Consider the following 19,879-nt stretch of genomic DNA (forward strand, 5'->3'; position numbering starts at 1 on the left):
CGTAGGGCGGACTCAGACCGTGAAGGTCCAGCGGGTGGCGGCGTACGGTTCGACGAACGCCACGCCGATCGCGGCGTGGACGGTGAAGCGGTACACGTGCCACGGCGGCGGGCCGGCGCTCTGCGCGCTGTACGGCGCGGTGAACGCGTCGCCGTCGACCTGGGCGGGCCAGCCGCCCTCGCGGTAGGCGGCCGCGACCGGTTCGAGGACGGCCGGGTCGGTGACGCGCGCGGCCTCGCCTTCGAGGACGAGGTCCAGGCCCTCCAGCCGGGCCGACAGCGTGCAGGCCGGGTTCTCCGCGAGGTTGCGGGACTTGCGCGTGCCCGGCCCGCTGGTGAAGTACAGGTCGCCGTCGTGCCACAGCGCGCCGATGCCCGCCGAGTGGGGCCGTCCGTCCGGGCGGGCCGTGCCGAGGAAGACGGGCGTCTCCATCCGCGGCAGGCCCTTGACCAGCGCCGTCCGGGCCCGCTCCCAGGGCATGGGGCCGCCGCTGTCGTAGATGTCGAGGTCGCTGGCGTCGATGGGTTCGCGGTCGGTCATCGCTGTTCACCTCTCGTCTCGTGGGTCGTCGGGAGATATGACCGGCGGGCGGCCGGGAACTCATCGCGGGCGCCGATTTGACCTCAATCCCGGTTGAGGTGTGAGCGTTGCAGGGAGCGAAGGGAGAGCGCTGATGAAGGTCGTGCGTTTGACGAGGTTCGGAGACCCGGACGTCCTGGTGGTGGGGGAGGCGCCGGAGCCGGCCGCCGGCCCGGGGCAGGTGGTCGTCGCGGTGGCGGTCGCCGAGATCAATTTCGTGGAGACCCAGTTGCGGCGGGGGATCACTCCCGGGCCTCCGCTGCCGGAGCCGCCGTACGTGCCGGGCGGCGGGGTGGCGGGGCGGGTGGCCGCGGTCGGGGACGGCGTCGCGCCCGAATGGCTGGGCAGGCGGGTCGCCACCGGGACCGCGGGCCGTCTGGGCGGCAACGCGGAGCGGGCCGTCGCGGACGTGGACGACCTCGTCCCGGTGCCGGACGGCCTCGGCCTGCCCGAGGCGGCGGCGCTGCTGAACGACGGCGGGACGGCGCTGGGCCTGTTCGAGGGCGCGGGGATCCGCGCGGGCGACCGGGTGCTGGTCGAGGCCGCGGCGGGCGGCCTGGGGAGCCTGCTCGTGCAGCTGGCGCTGTCGGCGGGGGCCCGGGTCGTCGGCGCCGCGCGGGGCGAGGCGAAGCTCGCGCTGGTCCGGGAGCTGGGCGCGGAGGCCGTCGACTACTCCGCGCCGGGCTGGGCGAAGCGGGTGCTGGACGCCGCGGGCGGATTCGACGTGGTGTTCGACGGCGTGGGCGGCGAGATCGGCCGCGAGGCGTTCGGTGTGACGGCCCGGGGCGGGAGGTTCTCCGTGCACGGGGCGTCCAGCGGCGCGGCGACGGTGATCCCGCCGGACGAGGCGGCGGAGCGCGGCGTGACGGTGCTCGGGATCGAGCAGCTCATGGCGTTCGGGGACGGGGCGAAGGAGCGGGCGCGGCGGGCGCTGGAGGCGGCCGCCGCGGGCCGGATCCGTCCGGTCATCGGGCAGCGGCTGCCGCTGGAGCGCGCCGCGGACGCACACGCGGCGATGGAGGCCCGCTCGGTGGTCGGGAAGACGCTGCTCATGGTGTGAGCCCGGCCCGGCCGCGTCCTCCGCGACGAGGGCGCGGGCCCCGCCGGCGTGCCGGTGGGAGCCGTGTCACAGGTTCGGTCCCGGATCTGGCGGGCACGGCTCTCCTGGCACGGCGGATTCCGGGACCGGCGGATTCCGGGCACGCAGCATCGAAGGGGGAGGACCATGACCGTACCGGACGTCAGGCTCAACGACGGGGCCATGATGCCGCAGCTCGGCTACGGGGTGTTCCAGGTGTCCGACGAGGAGGCCGAGCACGCCGTGGAGGTGGCGCTGCGCGACGGCTACCGCAGCGTGGACACCGCCAGCGCCTACGGCAACGAGGAGGGCACGGGACGCGCGCTGCGCGCCTCGGGGCTGCCGCGCGAGGAGCTGTTCATCACCACGAAGCTGTGGAACAGCGACCAGGGCTACGACGAGACGCTCCGGGCGTTCGACGCCAGCATGCGCCGCCTCGGCCTGGACTACCTCGACCTGTACCTGATCCACTGGCCGCTGCCCGAGCGCGGCCTGTTCCTGGACACCTGGCGGGCGTTCGAGAAGCTGAAGGCCGACGGCCGGATCCGCTCGATCGGCGTCTCCAACTTCCGGATCGACGACCTGCGCCGCGTCATGGACGGGTCCGACACGGTGCCCGCGGTGAACCAGATCGAGCTGCACCCCTACTTCCAGCAGGCCGGGCTGCGGGCCTTCCACCAGGAGCACGGCATCCACACCGAGGCGTGGGCGCCGCTCGGCCAGGGCCAGGGGCTGCTGGACGACCCGGCGCTCGCCCGCGTCGCGCAGGCGCACGGCCGGACCCCGGCGCAGGTCGTGCTGCGCTGGCACCTGCAGGTCGGCAACGTGGTGATCCCGAAGTCGGTGACGCCGACGCGCATCGCCGAGAACATCGACGTGTTCGGCTTCGACCTGAGCCCGGACGACATGAAGGCGATCGGCGAGCTGGACAAGGGCACCCGGGTCGGCCCGGACCCCACCAGCTTCAACATGGCCTGATCCGCCCGCCCGGCCCGGCCCGCCCCGCGCGTGAGGCCGGTGGGTGTCAGCGCTTCTCGCCGACGCCCACCAGCCCGGCGAACCGCTCGCCGTCGGTCCTGGCGCCGCCGTCCAGCCACTCGCGCGGGCCGGTCAGGCCGGGCGGCAGCAGTTCGAATCCGTCGAAGAAGCCGCGGATCTGCGCGCTCGGCCGGGCGCCGAGGCGGGCGCTGGCGTCCTCGTAGACGCGCTCGGCCTTCGCCATCGCCTCCGGGAAGGTGTCCGAGGCCAGGTGCGACAGGACCAGCCGGCTGCCGGGCGCCAGGGCGTCCCGGTACCGGGCGACGAGCGCGCCGGGGTCCTCGGCGTCGTCCACGAAATGCAGCACCGACACCAGCATCACCGCCACCGGCTCGGAGAAGTCGAACATCTCGCGGACCGTCGGGTGCCCGAGGATCTCCTCCGGGCGGCGCAGGTCGCCCTGGACGAACCCGACGTGCGCCGCGTCCGCCAGCAGGGCGCGCCCGTGCGCGCACACCACCGGGTCGTTGTCGACGTACACGGTCCGCGCGTCCGGCCGGACGTCCCGGACGGCCTCGTGCACGTTCTCCCGCGTCGGCAGCCCGGACCCGAGGTCGAGGAACTGCGCGACGCCCGCCCGCGCGGCGGCGCGCACCGCGGCGCGCAGGAACGCCCGGTTCAGCCGGACGCCGCGCACCACCCGCCCCTCGGAGATCTCCACGATCCGCGCGGCGGCCTCCCGGTCGGCGGCGAAGTTGTCCTTGCCCCCGAGCCAGAAGTCGTACATGCGTGCGACGTTGGGGGTGCCGGTGTCGAGATCGTCGGTGGCGTCGGTCACGCGGTCATGATCCTCTGGCGGGCGGGGCCGGGCAACCGGAACGCCGGAGGCGGTCAGGGGCGGCGGCGCCAGGCGGTGAGGGCCGCGTCCACGTCGGCGCGGATGCGGTCGCGGGCCGCGCGGCGCGGCACCCCGGACATCAGCAGCGCGTCGTAGCCGGTGTCCAGGTGCCGGATCGAGGCGATGACGGCGAGGGTGACGGCGTTCTCGTCCAGGTCGCGGCCCGCCGCCGTCCGGCCGACCCGTCCGCTGCCGCGCAGCCCGGCGTGCCGGGCGATCTCCTCGGCGCGGCCCTCGGGGCAGCCGGGGAACAGCCGGACGATCTCGGCGGCCATCCGGGCCTGGAAGTCGGCGTCCTGCCCGGTGCGGCGCTCCCGGTCGCGGTCCCGGCGGCGGGCGCGCGCGTCCTCGTCGGCGAGGCACTGCTCCTCGGCCCGCTCCAGCGCCGCCTCCTCGACCAGGATCCCGCGGCGCTCGTAGCGCTTGCGGCGCCGGTTGTGCTGGACGACGACGGCCGACAGGCCGCTCTCCTTCTTCGCGCGGCGGCTCAGCGCGGCGTCCCCGGACGGCAGGAACACCAGGTGGCCGAGGTCGGCGCAGTCCAGGCACAGCGGCGCGCCGTCCTCGATGGCCTGCAGGTCGCCGGGGGAGTGGCAGCCTTCGCACGTCCACTCGCCCGGCGGCATCAGGACGGTGATGTCGGGCGCCTTGGCCTGCCGGGCGGCGAGGCGCTCGCGCTGCGCGGGCGTCAGGTCGGGGGACAGCCAGTGCGTGCGGTGGTCGCGTTCGGCGGCGGCGCTCCCGGCGGCGGTGAAGCGCAGTTCCCGGTGGTCGCGGGTGGCGGCCGGGTAGGGGGTCTCGGCGGGTTCCAGGCCGTTCGCCCGCGCCCAGGCGCGTAGGGCGCCCAGCGCGGCGGCGACCTTGTCGGGACGGACCGTCATCGCGGCGTGCAGGTGGTCGTGCCGGCCCTGCCGCCATTCGTCCACGGTCGCCGTCCGGAGCCAGCCGAGCCGGACGAAGACGTCCACGGGGGCCACGGCCCGCGACCTCTTCAGCAGTTCGCCGGCGGCGTCCGACACCCGGCGCGCCAGCCGGGACTCCTGCACCTCGCTCACGGCGCACCACGGTACCGGCTCCGTCGGACAGGCATCACTGACCTGCATCGATGACGAAAAGTCACGCGGCGTAGCGTTCCGTACATGGGGGATGATCAAGGGAGCTGGACGGGGCCGGGCGGCCTGCGGGTGACGGCGGTGCGGCTGTCGGGCGCGCACCGGGTGTGGGCCGACCGCGCCGGCGTGCGCGGCCGGGACGCGTTCCTGGTGACCAGGGACGGCGCGATCGTCGGCTACTACGCCACCGTGGAGGACCTGGCGGGCGTGCTGGACCTGGCCGAGCTGCGCGCCGACTGAGGGCGCGCCGTCCGGGCGGAGCGGCGAGGCCGGCGGCACATTTCGGACGTTCTCCGCTTGCGGGAATGCGGCGCGTCGTGTAATCGTTTACAAAGTCATCGTGTAAACGATTACACGATCATCTGCGAGGAGGTGGCCCGTGGCCGGGGTCAAGGACGTCGCGCGGCTCGCCGGCGTCTCCGTCGCGACCGTCTCGCGCGTCCTCAACGACAGCGCGCCGGTGACCGAGGCGACGCGGGTCCGCGTCCTGGCGGCGGTGGACGAGCTGGGCTACCGGCCGAACGCCGTCGCCCGCTCGCTGCGCACCGACACCACCCGCACGATCGGGCTGGTCATCGGCGACATCCTCAACCCGTTCTTCACCGAGCTGGCCCGCGCCATCGAGGACGAGGCCCGCGCGTCCGGCTACTCGGTCGTCATCGGCAACGCCGACGAGCGGCCCGAACGCCAGGACCACTACGTCCGGACCCTGCTGGAGCAGCGGGTGGACGGGTTGCTGCTGTGCCCCACCGCGCAGATCACGCCGCTGGTCCGCGACGTCGTCTCCGGCGGCGCCCCGCTGGTGTTCCTCGACCGCACCCTGCCCGGCCTGGACGTGCCGACGGTGCGCGCCGACGGCACCGCCGCGATCGGCGCGCTGGTATCGCACCTGGCGGGCCTCGGGCACCGGCGGATCGCGTTCGTGTCCGGGCCCGCGCTGCTGTCGACCGGCCGCGAGCGGACCGCGGCGTTCACGGCGGCGCTGCGCACCGCCGGGCTGCCGGTCCGCCCCGAGTACCTGGAGGCCGGCGACTTCCAGGCGGCCAGCGGGCGGGCCGCCGCCGCCCGGCTGCTGGACCTGCCCGAACCGCCCGAGGTGATCGTCGCGGGCGACAACCTCATGACGCTCGGCGCGCTGGACGAGATCCGCGCCCGCGGCCTGGCGGTCCCCGGGGACGTGGGGATCGCCTCCTACGACGACGTCCCGTGGTTCACCCATGTGGACCCGCCGGTCACCGCGATCGGCCAGCCGGTCCAGGAGCTCGGCCGGCGCGCGGTGCGCGCGCTGCTGGAGCGGATCGGGGGCCGCCCGGTGGAACCGGTCGTGCTGGACGCGCGGCTGGTCGTCCGGCGCTCCTGCGGCGAACCCGGTGCGCAAGGCAACGAGAGTGAAGGGAGTGGCCGCCCATGAGCCTGCCTGCCGACGAGCTGCCGGACCGCGGGGAGATCCTCCGGGTGCGCGGGCTGCGCAAGGCGTTCCCGGGCGTGCTCGCGCTCGACGGCGTCGACTTCGGCCTGCGGGCCGGCGAGGTGCACGTGCTCCTCGGCGAGAACGGGGCCGGCAAGAGCACGCTGATCAAGACGCTGTCCGGCGCGCACCGCCCCGACGCCGGGACCATCGAGGTGGACGGCCGCGAGGTGCGGATCCGCACGGCGCAGGACGCCGAGCGGCTCGGCATCGCGACCATCTACCAGGAGTTCAACCTCGTCCCGGAGCTGACGGTCGCGGAGAACCTGTTCCTCGGCCGGCCGCCGCGCCGGTTCGGGCTGGTCGACCGCCGGGCGATGAACGCCGCCGCGCGGGACCTGCTCGCGCGGGTCGGCGTCGAGGCCGGCCCGGACGACCGGATGGCGGGCCTCGGCATCGCGCGCAGCCAGATGGTGGAGATCGCCAAGGCGCTGAGCCTGGACGCCCGCGTGCTGATCATGGACGAGCCGACCGCGGTGCTGACCGCCGGCGAGGTCGACCGGCTGTTCGGGATCGTCGCGCGGCTCCGCGAGCAGGGCGTCGCGGTCGTCTTCATCACCCACCACCTGGAGGAGATCCCGCGGATCGGCGACCGGGTCACGGTGCTGCGCGACGGCCGGTCGGTCGCCGAGGTCCCGGCGGACACGCCCCGCGACGAGCTGGTCCGGCTGATGGTGGGCCGCTCGATCGACCAGCAGTACCCGCGCGAGCGCACCGAGGCCGGCCCGCCGCTGCTCCAGGTCAAGGGACTGACCCGCGACGGCGTGTTCGAGGACGTGTCGTTCGAGGTCCGCGCGGGCGAGGTGGTCGGGCTCGCCGGGCTGGTCGGCGCCGGCCGCACCGAGGTCGCCCGCGCGGTCTTCGGCGCGGACCGCCCGGACCGCGGCGAGGTCGTCGTGGACGGCCGGTCGCTGCCGCCCGGCGACGTCCACGCGGCGATGGAGGCCGGGGTCGGGCTCGTCCCCGAGGACCGCAAGGGCCAGGGACTGGTGCTCGGCGCCGACGTCCAGGAGAACCTCGGCCTCGTCACGCTCGGCCGGTTCAGCCGCGGCGGCCTCGTCGACCGGGCCGGGCAGCGCAGGGACGCCGGCGAGATCGCCGGGAAGCTGAACGTGCGGATGAGCGGGCTGCGGCAGGAGGTCCGCACCCTGTCGGGCGGCAACCAGCAGAAGGTCGTGATCGGCAAGTGGCTGCTCGCCGACGCGAAGGTGCTGGTGCTGGACGAGCCGACGCGCGGCATCGACGTCGGCGCGAAGGTCGAGATCTACGAGCTGATCAACACCCTCACCGCCTCCGGGCACGCGGTGCTCATGATCTCCAGCGACCTGCCCGAGGTGCTGGGGATGAGCGACCGGGTGCTGGTGATGGCGCGGGGCCGGCTGGCCGGCGAACTGCCGGCGGCCGAGGCGACGCAGGACGCGGTGATGGCGCTGGCCGTCGCCGGTCCCGGCAGCGCCAGGGAGAAGGACGAGGAGAACGACGATGTCCACTGAGACGTTGCGCAAGCGGCCGCAGGGGCCGCGGTCCGGCGGCGCGGCCCGGGTCGCGGGCCGGCTGCTGGGCGAGAACGGGGCGCTGGCCGGGCTGATCATCCTGGTGGTCGCGCTGGCGATCGCGTCCGGTGACTTCCTGACCGTCACCAACCTGCTGAACGTCGGGGTGCAGGCGGCGGTCACCGCGATCCTGGCGTTCGGCGTCACGTTCGTCATCGTCACCGCCGGGATCGACCTGTCGGTCGGCGCGGTCGCCGCGCTGTCGGCGGTGGTGCTGGCCTGGACGGCGACGCAGCACGGCCTGCCGTGGCCGGTCGCGCTGATCGCCGCGGTCCTGGTCGGCGTCGTCGCCGGGCTGGTCAACGGGGCGCTGATCACCTACGGGAAGCTGCCGCCGTTCATCGCGACGCTGGCGATGCTCGGCGTCGCCCGCGGCCTCGCGCTGGTGATCTCCGACGGCAGCCCGATCGCGTTCCCCGGCGCCGTCACGCACCTCGGCGACACGATCGGGAAGTACCTGCCCGTCCCGGTCATCGTGATGATCGTGATGGGGCTGCTGACCGCGCTGATCCTGGCCCGCACCTACAGCGGCCGCGCGATGTACGCGATCGGCGGCAACGAGGAGGCCGCGCGGCTGTCGGGCATCCGGGTGAACCGGCAGAAGCTCGTCACCTACGCGCTGTCCGGCGCGTTCGCGGCCGTCGCCGGGATCGTGCTGGCCTCCCGGCTGGCCTCGGCGCAGCCGCAGGCCGCCAACGGCTACGAGCTGGACGCGATCGCCGCCGTCGTCATCGGCGGGGCGAGCCTGTCCGGCGGCAAGGGCAAGGCGTTCGGCACCCTGGTCGGCGCGCTGATCCTCGCGGTGCTGCGCAACGGCCTGAACCTGCTGTCGGTGTCGGCGTTCTGGCAGCAGGTCGTCATCGGCGTGGTCATCGCGCTGGCGGTGCTGCTGGACACCGTCCGGCGGCGCGGCCTGAAGGTCCGCCCGGCGACGTTCTGGGCGGGCGGCGCCGCGGTCGTCGCGGTCATCGTCGCGCTCGCCGCGGTCGTCGCCACCACCGGCGACGACGACTCCAAGTCGGGCGGCGCGGCCGGCGGCGGCTCGGTGAAGATCGGGCTGTCGGTGTCCACGCTGAACAACCCGTTCTTCGTCCAGTTCCGCCAGGGCGCGCAGGACGAGGCGAAGAAGGTCGGCGTCAAGCTGACCGTCGGCGACGCGCAGAACGACGCGTCCCAGCAGGTCAACCAGGTGCAGAACTACACCGGCCAGGGGATGAAGGCGATCATCGTCAACCCGGTGGACTCCGACGCCGCGGCGCCCGCGGTGAAGGCCGCCAACCGGGCCGGCATCCCCGTCGTCGCCGCCGACCGCACCGTCAACGGCGCGAAGATCGAGCAGCTCGTCGCGTCCGACAACATCGCGGGCGGCAAGGACGCCGCCGCGCAGATGGCCAAGGAGCTCGGCGGCAAGGGCAAGATCGTCGTGATCCAGGGGCAGGCCGGGACCTCCGCCTCCCGCGAGCGCGGGCAGGGCTTCACCGAGGGCCTCAAGCAGTACCCCGGCATCCAGGTCGTCGCCAAGCAGCCCGCCGACTTCGACCGCACCAAGGGCCTGGACGTCATGACGAACCTGCTCCAGTCCCACCCCGACATCAACGGGGTGTTCGCCGAGAACGACGAGATGGCGCTCGGCGCGATCAAGGCGCTCGGCGGCAAGGCCGGCAAGCAGATCAAGGTGGTCGCCTTCGACGGCACGCCGGACGGCATCAAGGCCGTCCAGGACGGCACGCTCAACGCGACCGTCGCCCAGCAGCCCCGGCTGCTCGGCAAGATGGCCGTCGACAGCGCGCTCAAGGCCGCCAAGGGCGGCAGGCTGGTCGCCAACGCCCCGGTGCCGGTGAAGATCGCCACGCCGGAGAACGCCACCCAGTTCGCCACGCAGTAGAAGGGGAGTGTCGTGCCCGATCAGTACGACGTCGTCGTGGTCGGCTCGGTCAACGCGGACCTGGTGGTCGGCGTCGACCGCAGGCCCGGCCCGGGGGAGACCGTCCTCGGCTCCGACCTCGCCACCCACCCGGGCGGCAAGGGCGCCAACCAGGCGGTCGCCGCCGCCCGGCTCGGCGGCCGGGTCGGGATCGTCGGCCGGATCGGCGACGACGGGCACGGCGCGCTCCTGCGCGACGCGCTCGCGGGCGCCGGCGTCGACCTGGCGCACCTCGCGGTCACGCCGGGTCCGAGCGGCGTCGCGCTGATCACGGTCGGCCCGGACGGCGACAACAGCATCATCGTCTCGCCCGGCGCGAACGCCCGGCTCACCCCGGACGACGCCGCCGCCGCCCGCGACATGATCACCGCCGCCTCCGTGGTGACGTTCCAGCTCGAGGTGCCGATGCCCGCGATCGAGGCCGCCGCCCGCGCGGCGGCCCCGGCGGGCGCCCGGGTCGTGCTGAACCTGTCGCCGACCGCGCCCGTCCCGGACGAGGTCCTCGCGCTCTGCGACCCGCTCGTGATCAACGAGCACGAGGCCGCCTGGCTGCTCGGCGGCCCCGGCGAGACGGCTCCCGAGGAGATGGGCAGGGCGCTCCTGCGCTCCGGCCCCCGCTCGGCCGTCATCACCCTCGGCGCCGACGGCGTCGTCGTCGCCGACGCGGACGGCACGACGCACATCCCGTCGCCGAAGGTGGAGGCCGTCGACACCACCGGCGCCGGCGACGCGTTCACCGCCGCCCTCTGCCTGCGCCTCGCCCGCGGCGACTCCCTGCCCGACGCGGCCCGCTACGCCACCCGCGTCGGCGCCGCCGCCGTCCGCCAACCCGGCGCCCAGACCTCCTACCCCACCCCCGAAGACCTCCCCACCTGACGTCGAGTTGCGGCGAGTCGTCGTTATGGCGGCGTCCATAACGACGACTCGCCGCAAGTGAACGCGGTTCGGTCGCGCCTCAGCGGGGTCTCAGCGGGTGGTGCGGGCGCGGAGGTGGTAGAGGTCGTCGGCGACGTCGTGGACGTCCGCGCCGAGGTCGAAGGCGCTGAACAGGTGCAGGTCGTCGGCGGTCTCGATCTCCAGCATCCGGGTGTGCAGCAGTAGCCGGCGCCGCTCGTCCACCCGGATCGCGGTCACCGCGTCCCACGGGACGCGGCGGTGTCCCGCGTACCCGGTGACGACGGTGACGCCCTCGCGGTCGGCGGCCACCCGGACGGGCGCCAGCAGGTCGCGGAGCGCCACGGCCGCCAGGCCGAGCGCCGCGGCGCCCGCCAGCAGCAGCCGCTGCGAGTCGCCGCCGCTCAGCGCGGCCAGCGCCCCGACCGCCACGACCGCCGCGCACTTGACCCCGACGACCTTGGGCGGCACCCGCCAGCGCCGTCCCTCCTGACCGTCCATGCGCCCCACCGTAGCGGTACGGGTGTTGTGTCCCGTTCAGGCTGGTCTGGCGTTCCGGCCAGGCGGGCGTCCGATAGCGTCGGAGCATGCGACTCGGCGTGCTTGACGTGGGCTCGAACACGGTGCACCTGCTGGTGGTGGACGCCCACCAGGGAGCGCGCCCGATCCCCGCGTTCTCCCACAAGGCGGAGCTGCGCCTGGCCGCGCACCTGGAGGACGGCGACCGGCTGTCGGAGCGGGGCGAGGGCCTGCTGCGCGAGTTCGTCGACGAGGCGCTGCAGATCGCCGAGGACAAGGGCGTCGAGGACCTGGTCGCGTTCGCCACCTCCGCCGTCCGCGACGCCGCCAACGGCGAGGAGATCCTCGACCGGATCCGGGGCGAGAAGCAGGTGGGCATCGACGCGCTGTCGGGCGAGGACGAGGCGCGGCTGACGTTCCTGGCCGTGCGCCGCTGGTTCGGCTGGTCGTCCGGGCGGCTGCTGGTGGTCGACATCGGCGGCGGCTCCCTGGAGATCGCGGCCGGCATCGACGAGGAGCCGGACGCGGCGTTCTCGCTGCCGCTCGGCGCGGGCCGGCTCACCCGGGGCTGGTTCACCGCCGACCCGCCGCCCGCCGGGGAGGTCCGGGCGCTGCGCCGGCACGTCCGCGCGGAGATCGCCCGGCACGTCGGGGACGTGTCCCGGTACGGGCCCGCCGACCACGCGGTGGCCACGTCCAAGACGTTCCGGCAGCTCGCCCGGATCGCGGGCGCCGCGCCCTCGGCCGAGGGACCGTACCAACGGCGCGTCCTTCAGGACGCCGACGTCACCGAGTGGGCCGAGAAGCTCGCCGAGATGACCTCCGCCGAACGCGCGGAGCTGCCCGGGGTGTCGGAGTCGCGCGCGCCCCAGCTGCTCGCCGGGGCGATCGTCGCGGACGCGGCGATGGACCTGTTCGAGCTCAAGGAGCTGGAAGTCTGCCCCTGGGCCCTCCGCGAGGGCGTCATCCTGCGCCGTCTGGACGCCCTCGGCGGCTGACCCGGCCTAGGACCAGCTCGGGTGGCCGAGGACCTTGCCGGGCGGGGTGATGACGCGGTCGCCGGTGCCGTCGGCGCGGACGGCGTGGATCTCCGGGGTGCCGACCGGGCCGCGCACGTAGCAGATCCAGCGGCCGTCGCGGGACCAGCCCGGGTCCATGTCGTGCGCGTCGCCGGAGGTCAGGGCGCGGCCGCCGGAGCCGTCGGCGTTCATCACCCAGATGCCGCTCTTGGCGGAGGGGCCGCGCGTGTAGGCGATCTTCGAGCCGTCCGGCGACCATTCGGGGTCGACGGAGCGGACGCCGTCGTGGGTCACCCGCACCCAGGTCCTGGAGGGGTGGTCGGGGTCGAGGGTGTAGATCTGCTCGACGCCGTCCTTCTTGCTCCAGAAGACGATCCGGCCGGTGGACGACCACATCGGGTCGTCCTTGGCGGAGTCGTCGTCGGTGAGCCGGGTGACCGTGCCGTTCGCGAGGGTGACGGTGAAGATCTGGTGGGTGCCGCCGGAGCCGCCCATGTAGGCCAGGCGTGTGCCGTCGGGCGACCAGGTCACCCGGCCGCCCGAGATGTCGGCGACCTTGTGCACGTTGGTGCCGTTGGCGTTCATGACCTCTGCTGAGGTGGCCCCGTCGACCGACCGGCTGAACGCGATGTACCTGTGGTCCGGTGACCGTTCCGGGAGCGTGTCGCAGGCCGGTCCGCCGACGAGCGTGGCGGGGGCGGGGTCGCCGGGCTTGTAGGTGCCGATGTCGGCGTGGCACTCCTTCGGCCATCCGGGCTCGGTGTCGATCCGCACCAGCATCGGGCCGGTCGGGAAGCCGGTGGCGGCCTTGGCGGTGGAGCCGGTGTCGGCGTTGCCGCCGTGGTCGCCGGGGCGGGTGAGGAAGTAGGCGCCCGCCGCCGCGATCGCGGCGACGACGAGGGCGGCGGCGCCCACCGCCACGGCCGTCCTGCGCCGGTCGGGCCTGCCGGGCCGTTGCTGAGGCACCGTGACGGGGTGCGGGGCGATCTCGTGGGACGGCACCGTCTCCTGGTGCGGGATCTGCTGGCGCCGTTCGGTCGCGGGCATGGGTGCCGGTGCCGGCCGCGGCCGTTCGTTCGCGGGCGCGGTCTGCGGATGCGGCTGGGGCGGGGGCGGGGCCTGCGCCTGGGCCTGCGCCTGGGCGTGCGCGGCGCCGGGGTCGCGGGACGTGACGTCCGGCCGGGGGACGGGCGGTGTCGTCCACGACGCGCCGAGGGTGTGCGACACGTCGGCCTCGCCGGCGCCGCCGACCAGGCCGAGCAGCAGGTCGCGGGCGCCCGGCCGCTGCTCGGGGTCCTTGCGCAGCGCGGACCGCACCAGCCGGGACAGCGGCTCCGGCAGCGCGCCCAGTTCCGGTTCGGCGTGCACGGCGCGGGCCGCCATGAGCTCGAAGGAGCCCTGCCCGAACGGGTTGCGGCCGGTCGCGGCGAAGGCGACCAGGCAGCCCCAGGCGAACACGTCCACCGCCGGGGTGATGCGCTGCGTGGTGATCTGCTCGGGCGCGAACCAGCCGGGGGTGCCGACGACCTGCCCGGTGCGGGTGTGCGAGGACGCCGCGTCCAGCGCCCGCGCGATGCCGAAGTCGATCACGCGGGGGCCGGAGATGGACAGCAGCACGTTGCTGGGCTTGAGGTCGCGGTGCACCAGGCCCGCGCTGTGGATCGCGACCAGCGCGGCGGCCACGCCGACCGCGACGCCGTGCAGCATCCCCGGCGACAGCGGCCCGGTGGCGGTGACGTGGTCGAGCAGCGACGGCCCCTCGATGTACTCGGTGACCAGGTAGGCGAGGCCGAGATCCTCGCCGTGCTCCAGCACCTGCGCGGTGCAGAACGACGCGACGCGTTCGGCGTGTGCCGCCTCGTCGTGGAACCGGGCGAGGAACATCTTGTTGCCGGCGAGGTCCGGGCGGACGACCTTGACCGCGACGGCCTGCCCGCCGGGGTCGCGGCCGAGGTACACCGCGCCCATCCCGCCCTCGCCGATCCTGGCCTCGATCCGGTACCGCCCGACCTGCGTCGGGTCGTCCGGCCGCAGTTCGCGCGGCGCGGGCGCGGCGGACCCTGGATGCGACCGTGGGCTCTCCATCGGCGATCAGCCTTTCGCCGGAGCCGCGCCTTGGCGGCCGCCCCCAACGGGCGGCACGCGACCCTCTCCGTGACAACGATGACACACATCGGACGCGCCGGGCAGTGCCCGGGTTCGGCCTCCGCTCAGTGGAAGTTCCGGGCGCGGACCTTGCCGGGGACGGGTAGCCGCCGCAGCCGGGTGGCGCGGACGTTGGTGACGCCGTCGGCGCGTTCGAGGCGCCCGCCGACCAGCAGCGCCTGGGAGTCGACGGCGAGACCCCGGTGCCGCTGGAACACCTGCGGCGGGCAGACGACGTTGATGATGCCGGTCTCGTCCTCCAGCGTCATGAACACGATGCCGCCGGCGGTCGGCGGGCGCTGTCGGTGGGTGACGAGGCCGGCGACGACGACGTTGGTGTCGGACGGCGTCTTCGCGAGGCGTTCGGACGACAGGGCGCCGAGTTCGTCCAGCGCGTCCCGGACGTGCGCGACGGGGTGGGTGTGGGAGACGCCGGTCGCCCACAGGTCGGCGAGGGTCTCCTCGATCGGCGTCATCGGCGGCAGCGCCGGGGCGGACGCGCCGGGCGTGACGCCTTCGAGCTGCCCGGGGCCGGTGCCGGCGAGCGCGCCCGCCGCCCACAGCGCTTCCCGCCGCGTCATGCCGAGGCAGTCGAACGCCCCGGCGGTCGCGAGCGCCTCCAGGGCCGCCGCCGACAGCGGGACGCGCCGGGCCAGGTCCTCCATGCTCGTGTAGGGGCGTCCGGCCGCGATCTGCTCGGCGGTGTCGTCGCCGAGGTTGCGGATGCCGGCGACGCCGACGCGGATCGCGGGCTGTGGTGCTGCGGGCGCGTGCGGATGCTCCGACCGGACCTCGATGGGCTCCTCCAGCGTCGGGTGGACATCGCTGGCGTTGATGTCGACGCCCCGGACGACGACGCCGTGCCGCCGCGCGTCCGCCAGCAGTGACTGCGAGCTGTAGAACCCCATCGGCTGGTTGCGGACGAGCGCCGCCGTGAACGCGGCGGGGAAGTGCCGCTTCAGCCAGGCGCTCGCGTACACCAGGTGCGCGAAGCTCTGCGCGTGCGACTCGGGGAACCCGAACCCGGTGAACCCGAGGATCTTCTCGTAGACGCTCTCGGCGATCTCGGCCGGGATGCCGCGCTCGGCCATCCCGTCCAGCAGCCGTTTGCGGAGCCGTTCGACGCGTTCGGGTGCGCGCTTGGCGCCCATCGCCTGCCGCAGCTGGTCGGCCTCGTTCGGGGTGAAGCCGGCGCAGTCCACGGCGAGCTGCATCATCTGCTCCTGGAACAGCGGGACGCCGAGCGTCCGCCGCAGTGCCGGCTCCATCAGCGGGTGCGGGCACGTCGCCGGTTCGAGGCCCTTGCGGCGCCGCAGGTACGGGTGGACGGACCCGCCCTGGATCGGGCCGGGGCGGATCAGCGCGACCTCCACGACCAGGTCGTAGAACTCGCGCGGCCTCAGCCGGGGCAGCGTCGCCATCTGCGCGCGCGACTCGACCTGGAACACCCCGACGGTGTCGGCGTCGCACAGCATCTCGTAGACCTGGTGGTCGTCCGGCGGGATCGACTGGAGGTCGTGCCGTTGCCCGTGGTGCTCGGCGACGAGGTCGAAGCAGTCGTGCAGGGCGGCGAGCATGCCGAGGCCGAGCAGGTCGAACTTCACCAGGCCGGCCGCCGCGCAGTCGTCCTTGTCCCACTGCAGGACGCTGCGGTTCGGCATCGTCGCCCACTCGATCGGGCAGATCTCGCCGACGGGGCGGTCCGCGATGACCATGCCGCCGGAGTGGATGCCGAGGTGGCGGGGCAGCGTCAGCATCCGGCCGGCCAGCTCCATGACGTGCGGCGGGATGTCGGTCTCGGACCCGACCGGGTCGCGCGGGTCGATGCTCTTGGACCAGGCGTCCTGCTGGCCGGGGGAGAAGCCGAGCGCGCGCGCCGCGTCCCGGACGGCCATGCGCGGCCGGTAGCTGATGACGTTCGCGACCTGCGCCGTGCACTCGCGCCCGTACTTGCGGTAGACGTACTGGATGGCCTCCTCGCGGCGCTTGTGCTCGATGTCGAGGTCGATGTCGGGCGGCCCGTCGCGTCCGGGGGACAGGAACCGCTCGAACAGCAGCCCGTGCCGGACGGCGTCGACACCGGTGATGCCGAGCGCGTAGCAGACCGCCGAGTTCGCCGCCGACCCGCGCCCCTGGCACAGGATCCCCTTGCGTCGGCAGAACTCGACGATGTCGTGGACGATCAGGAAGTAGCCCGGGAACTTGAGCTGCTCGATGACATCGAGTTCCTTGGCGATCTGCGCGTACGCGCCCGACACCTTCTCGTTGTCCGGCGGGCCGTACCGCTTCAGCGCGCCCTCCTTCACCAGGTGCCGCAGCCAGCTCGCCTCGGTGTGGCCGTCCCCGACGGGCCAGTCGGGCAGCCGGGGCGCGACCACGTCGAACCCGAACCGGCATTCGCGTCCCAGCTCCACCGTGCGTTCCAGCACGCCGGGGAAGCGCGCGAGCCGCGCGGCCATCTCCGCGCCGCCGCGCAGGTGCGCGGTGCCGCTCGCGGGCAGCCACCCGACCATGTCGTCCATGCTGCGCCGCGCCCGCACCGCCGCCATCGCCTGCGCGAGCCGCGCGTCGGCGCCGGGCGCGGCGAAATGCACGTTGTTGGACGCGACGGCGCCCGCCCCGACCCGCCGGGCCAGCGCGAACAGCGCGTCGTTGCGTTCGTCGTCGTCCGGCTGGTCGTGGTCGACCAGCTCCACGAAGACGTTCTCGCGGCCGAACATCTCCATCATCCGGCGCAGCTCGCGCTCGGCCGCGTCCAAGCCGCCGGACTCCAGCGCCGCCGGAACCGGCCCCTTCCGGCACCCGGTCAGCACCGCCCACCGCCCGTCGTGCGCCTCCGCGAGCGCCTCCAGGTCGTAGACCGGGCGGCCCTTGCGCCCGCCCGCGAGCTGCGCCGCCGTGATCGCCGAGCACAGCCGCGCGTAGCCCTGCGCGCCCCGGGCGAGCACCAGCAGATGCCGGCCCGCCGGGTCGGGCTCCCCGGTCTGCGGGCCGGGCAGCCCGAGGCTCAGCTCCGCACCGAACACCGTCCCGATGTCCGACTCGTGCGCCGCCTGCGCGAACTGGACCGCCCCGTACATGCCGTCGTGGTCGGTGACCGCCATCGTCTCCACGCCGAGCCGCGCCGCCTCGGCGACCAGCGCGTCCGGAGAGCTGGCGCCGTCCAGGAAGCTGAACGAGGAATGGACGTGCAGCTCCGCCCACGGCACGCCGCCCTCCGCGCGGCGCGGTAGGCCCGGCTCTTCCGGCAGCTCATCCGGCGTGTGCTCGGCGGGACGCCACGACAGCTTCTCCTCGAACTCCCGCCACGAGATCGGCGGGTTATGCCACCCCACGGCGCACCCGCCTAGTCATAGGTCGCCTCCACGTGCCACCGCTGCCCCTCGACGGTCAGCAGGTAGGCGGCGCCGTCCTCGGTGACGACCTGGAACCGGGCGCGGCGCCGCGCCTTCGCCGGGTCCCACCACCGCTCGTCCGCCGGCCACGGGCCCGTCCACGCCGTGACCGCCGCCGGACGGCCCCCGACCACCAGCGCGGCCGGCGGCGCCGACACCGCGCACCGCGCCGACACCACGACCGGCGCCCCGGACGCGTCGACCAGCTCGGCCTCAGGCGCCGCCGGCGGCACCACGGCCGGCGCGGGCGTCCTCAGCCGGCCCGGCCACGGCCCGTCCGGCAGGCCCGTCGGCGGCAGGTCACCGACCGGGACCCGGACGACCTGCTCGCCCGGCCCGCGCCCGCCCGCCGGCACCGGCCGGGTGATCGCGCCGTGGCCCAGCAGCCCCTGGATCCGGTCGCCGGCCCGCGCGATGCGGTCGGTGACGGCCGTCCGCCCCCACAGCGCCTCCTGCCGGCCCCCGTCCGGGACGAGCTGGTCGGGCGTCAGCTCCAGCCAGGTCACGCCGCCCCACACGGCCTCCTCTTCGGCGGGCGCCTCAATGCCCTCCGGGTCGGTGCCCGCAGCCGGGCGCCCGTCCCGCCAGGCCGACAGCTGCCACCGCACCCGCTCGGCGACGGCCAGCGCCGACAGCCGCCCGTCGTGCCGCCACAGCCGCCGCAGGACGTGCCCGTCGGCGAACCCGGCCTCGACCTCCAGCCGCACGCACGCCAGCCCGCCCGCCGCGAGCCCCTCGTGCAGCTCGTCCGCCAGCCGCTTCGCGGTGAACACCACCTGCTCGGCGTGCTCGGCGGGCGGGTCGAACGCCGCCCGCACCGACAGGTCCGCCGCGGCGCGGACCGGTGCGATCGGGCGCGGCTCCTCGCCCCGCGCCAGCCGGTGCGCCAGCGCCCCGTCCGCCCCGAACCGCCCCGCCACGTGCCCGGACGGCAGGTCAGCGAACGCGCCCAGCGTCTTGATCCCGAGCCGCCGCAGCAGGTCGGCCAGCTCCGGACGGTCCAGCACCGACAGCGGATACGGCGCCAGGAACGCCGCCGCGCCGCCCTCGGGCACCACCGTGCCGCCCTGCCCGGCGCGCGCGGCCAGCTCGGCGGCGAACAGCCCGTCCGCGATCCCCGACCCGCAGTCGTACCCGGCCTCCACCACCGTGTCCTGCACCAGGACCCGCAGCGCCTCCTCGCCGCCGTAGAACCGGGCCGGCCCGCGCGCCGCGATCGCGCACAGTCCCGGCCGCACCACCTCCACCCTCGGCGCCAGCTCCGCGACCGCCTCGACGACCGTCTCGAACAGCCGCCCCTCCGCGTCGGTGTCGCGCTCCCGCACGACGAGGTCGGGGCACCTGCGCTGCGCGTCCCGCAGCCGCTGCCCCCGCCGGACGCCCTCGGCCCGCGCTGCCGCCGAACACGCTGCGATCCGCCCCTGCACCACCACGGCCCCCGCGGCGGCGGCCTCCACCCCGACGGCCGTGACGGGCCAGTCCGGGCACCACACGGCCAGCACCCGCGTCACGCGATCCCCTCCCTGATCCGGACGACGGCGGCCTCGCCCTCGCGACGGGTGTGGACGGCGGCGCCGTCCTTCACCGCGGGGGGCGGGACGATCTCCAGTGGCGGCCGCACCGGGGCGGCGGGCTGGACGGTGCCGTCGGGGGCGGGCAGCCACAGATGGGCGCGGCGGCCCCGGCCGGGGGCGTCGCGGCCCTCGGCGACCACCTGGACGCGCCGTCCGCGCAGGCGCCCGTGGCCGTCGCCGATCCCCTCCCACGCGATCTCGTCCAGGCGCAGGCGCAGCCGGGTGCCCGGCCAGTCGCGGGCGAACGGCCCGGACAGCGCGAGCACGCCGCCGTGCTTGCGGGCGAGGGCGGACAGCCGGCGCACCGCGGCGGCGCCGGGACGCTCCGGCGGGCACAGCAGCACCAGCTCGACCGCCTCGGCCAGCGCGGCGACCACGTCGGGCCAGCGGTCGCCGGGCTCGTCGACCAGCAGCAGCCGCTCGGGCTCGGCGCCCATCCCCGCGGCGGCGGCGACGCCGAACGACGGGACGCCGACGATCCCGCACCAGCCTCCGGAGCCGTCCTCGCCGCCGTGCCGGGAGACGCCCGCGACGAGCGCGAGGGCGAGCGAGGCCGCGCCGGGCCCGTCCAGCCCGACCACCGAGCCGGGGCGCAGCCCGCCGGGCACCACCGGGCGCAGCGCGGGCAGCACCGGGAGCGCGCGGGCGGGCGGCGCGGACGCGTGCTCCAGCGACCTCGCCAGGTCCCGCAGCGCCGCCTCCGGCACGGTCGTCCCTCCTTTCGCGCCCCCGCGTCCAATCTC

The 19,879-nt window shown here is 75.1% G+C and carries 16 protein-coding genes; 8 read left to right on the top strand and 8 right to left on the bottom strand.

What is annotated here, in order from left to right; genetic code table 11:
* Window positions 1-12: 12 nt before the first annotated feature.
* The gene (locus ABD296_RS26135; RefSeq protein WP_344272321.1) at window positions 13-540 is read right to left on the bottom strand and encodes a pyridoxamine 5'-phosphate oxidase family protein; all 528 of its coding nucleotides are present in this window, start codon (window positions 538-540) and stop codon (window positions 13-15) included.
* Between the two features lie 133 nt (window positions 541-673).
* On the opposite strand from ABD296_RS26135, the gene ABD296_RS26140 reads away from it, so the two are divergent.
* Window positions 674-1,639 (top strand): zinc-binding dehydrogenase, encoded by a 966-nt coding sequence (locus ABD296_RS26140; protein ID WP_344272324.1) that lies wholly within the window; start codon window positions 674-676, stop codon window positions 1,637-1,639.
* Window positions 1,640-1,804: 165 nt separating this feature from the next.
* Complete coding sequence (locus ABD296_RS26145; protein WP_344272327.1) at window positions 1,805-2,635, top strand: aldo/keto reductase; 831 nt, start codon at window positions 1,805-1,807, stop codon at window positions 2,633-2,635.
* A 46-nt stretch (window positions 2,636-2,681) separates the two neighbouring features.
* Here the strand turns inward: ABD296_RS26145 and ABD296_RS26150 are convergent, their stop codons facing one another.
* Window positions 2,682-3,473, bottom strand: coding sequence for an SAM-dependent methyltransferase (locus ABD296_RS26150; RefSeq protein ID WP_344272330.1), 792 nt, complete (start codon window positions 3,471-3,473; stop codon window positions 2,682-2,684).
* Window positions 3,474-3,526: 53 nt separating this feature from the next.
* Window positions 3,527-4,588 (bottom strand): DUF2293 domain-containing protein, encoded by a 1,062-nt coding sequence (locus ABD296_RS26155; RefSeq protein WP_344272333.1) that lies wholly within the window; start codon window positions 4,586-4,588, stop codon window positions 3,527-3,529.
* Window positions 4,589-4,672: 84 nt separating this feature from the next.
* On the opposite strand from ABD296_RS26155, the gene ABD296_RS26160 reads away from it, so the two are divergent.
* From ABD296_RS26160 to ABD296_RS26180, 5 genes are all read left to right on the top strand, one after another.
* Window positions 4,673-4,885, top strand: coding sequence for a hypothetical protein (locus tag ABD296_RS26160; RefSeq protein WP_344272336.1), 213 nt, complete (start codon window positions 4,673-4,675; stop codon window positions 4,883-4,885).
* Window positions 4,886-5,024: 139 nt separating this feature from the next.
* Entirely contained in the window at window positions 5,025-6,056 is a 1,032-nt protein-coding gene (locus ABD296_RS26165; RefSeq protein WP_344272338.1) for a LacI family DNA-binding transcriptional regulator, read from the top strand.
* Entirely contained in the window at window positions 6,053-7,606 is a 1,554-nt protein-coding gene (locus ABD296_RS26170) for a sugar ABC transporter ATP-binding protein (RefSeq protein ID WP_344272341.1), read from the top strand. Before ABD296_RS26165 ends, ABD296_RS26170 begins: the two co-directional genes overlap by 4 nt.
* Complete coding sequence (locus ABD296_RS26175) at window positions 7,596-9,551, top strand: ABC transporter permease/substrate-binding protein (protein ID WP_344272344.1); 1,956 nt, start codon at window positions 7,596-7,598, stop codon at window positions 9,549-9,551. Before ABD296_RS26170 ends, ABD296_RS26175 begins: the two co-directional genes overlap by 11 nt.
* 12 nt (window positions 9,552-9,563) lie before the next feature.
* Window positions 9,564-10,466, top strand: a complete 903-nt coding sequence (locus ABD296_RS26180) for a ribokinase (RefSeq protein WP_344272347.1) — start codon at window positions 9,564-9,566, stop codon at window positions 10,464-10,466.
* Between the two features lie 90 nt (window positions 10,467-10,556).
* On the opposite strand, the gene ABD296_RS26185 is transcribed toward ABD296_RS26180, so the two are convergent.
* On the bottom strand, window positions 10,557-10,985 hold the full coding sequence (locus ABD296_RS26185; protein WP_344272350.1) for a PH domain-containing protein: 429 nt from the start codon (window positions 10,983-10,985) through the stop codon (window positions 10,557-10,559).
* An 86-nt stretch (window positions 10,986-11,071) separates the two neighbouring features.
* On the opposite strand from ABD296_RS26185, the gene ABD296_RS26190 reads away from it, so the two are divergent.
* Window positions 11,072-12,001: a Ppx/GppA phosphatase family protein gene (locus tag ABD296_RS26190; protein ID WP_344272352.1), complete on the top strand. Its 930-nt coding sequence runs from the start codon at window positions 11,072-11,074 to the stop codon at window positions 11,999-12,001.
* 6 nt (window positions 12,002-12,007) lie between these two features.
* Here the strand turns inward: ABD296_RS26190 and ABD296_RS26195 are convergent, their stop codons facing one another.
* From ABD296_RS26195 to ABD296_RS26210, 4 genes are all read right to left on the bottom strand, one after another.
* Window positions 12,008-14,107 (bottom strand): protein kinase domain-containing protein, encoded by a 2,100-nt coding sequence (locus tag ABD296_RS26195; protein WP_344272354.1) that lies wholly within the window; start codon window positions 14,105-14,107, stop codon window positions 12,008-12,010.
* Window positions 14,108-14,232: 125 nt separating this feature from the next.
* On the bottom strand, window positions 14,233-17,502 hold the full coding sequence (locus tag ABD296_RS26200; RefSeq protein WP_344272356.1) for an error-prone DNA polymerase: 3,270 nt from the start codon (window positions 17,500-17,502) through the stop codon (window positions 14,233-14,235).
* Between the two features lie 11 nt (window positions 17,503-17,513).
* On the bottom strand, window positions 17,514-19,073 hold the full coding sequence (locus tag ABD296_RS26205) for a DNA polymerase Y family protein (protein WP_344272358.1): 1,560 nt from the start codon (window positions 19,071-19,073) through the stop codon (window positions 17,514-17,516).
* Window positions 19,070-19,843 (bottom strand): hypothetical protein, encoded by a 774-nt coding sequence (locus tag ABD296_RS26210; RefSeq protein ID WP_344272360.1) that lies wholly within the window; start codon window positions 19,841-19,843, stop codon window positions 19,070-19,072. Before ABD296_RS26210 ends, ABD296_RS26205 begins: the two co-directional genes overlap by 4 nt.
* Between the last annotated feature and the right edge of the window lie 36 nt (window positions 19,844-19,879).

Source organism: Actinomadura napierensis (assembly GCF_039529375.1).
Taxonomy (GTDB): Bacteria; Actinomycetota; Actinomycetes; order Streptosporangiales; family Streptosporangiaceae; genus Spirillospora; species Spirillospora napierensis.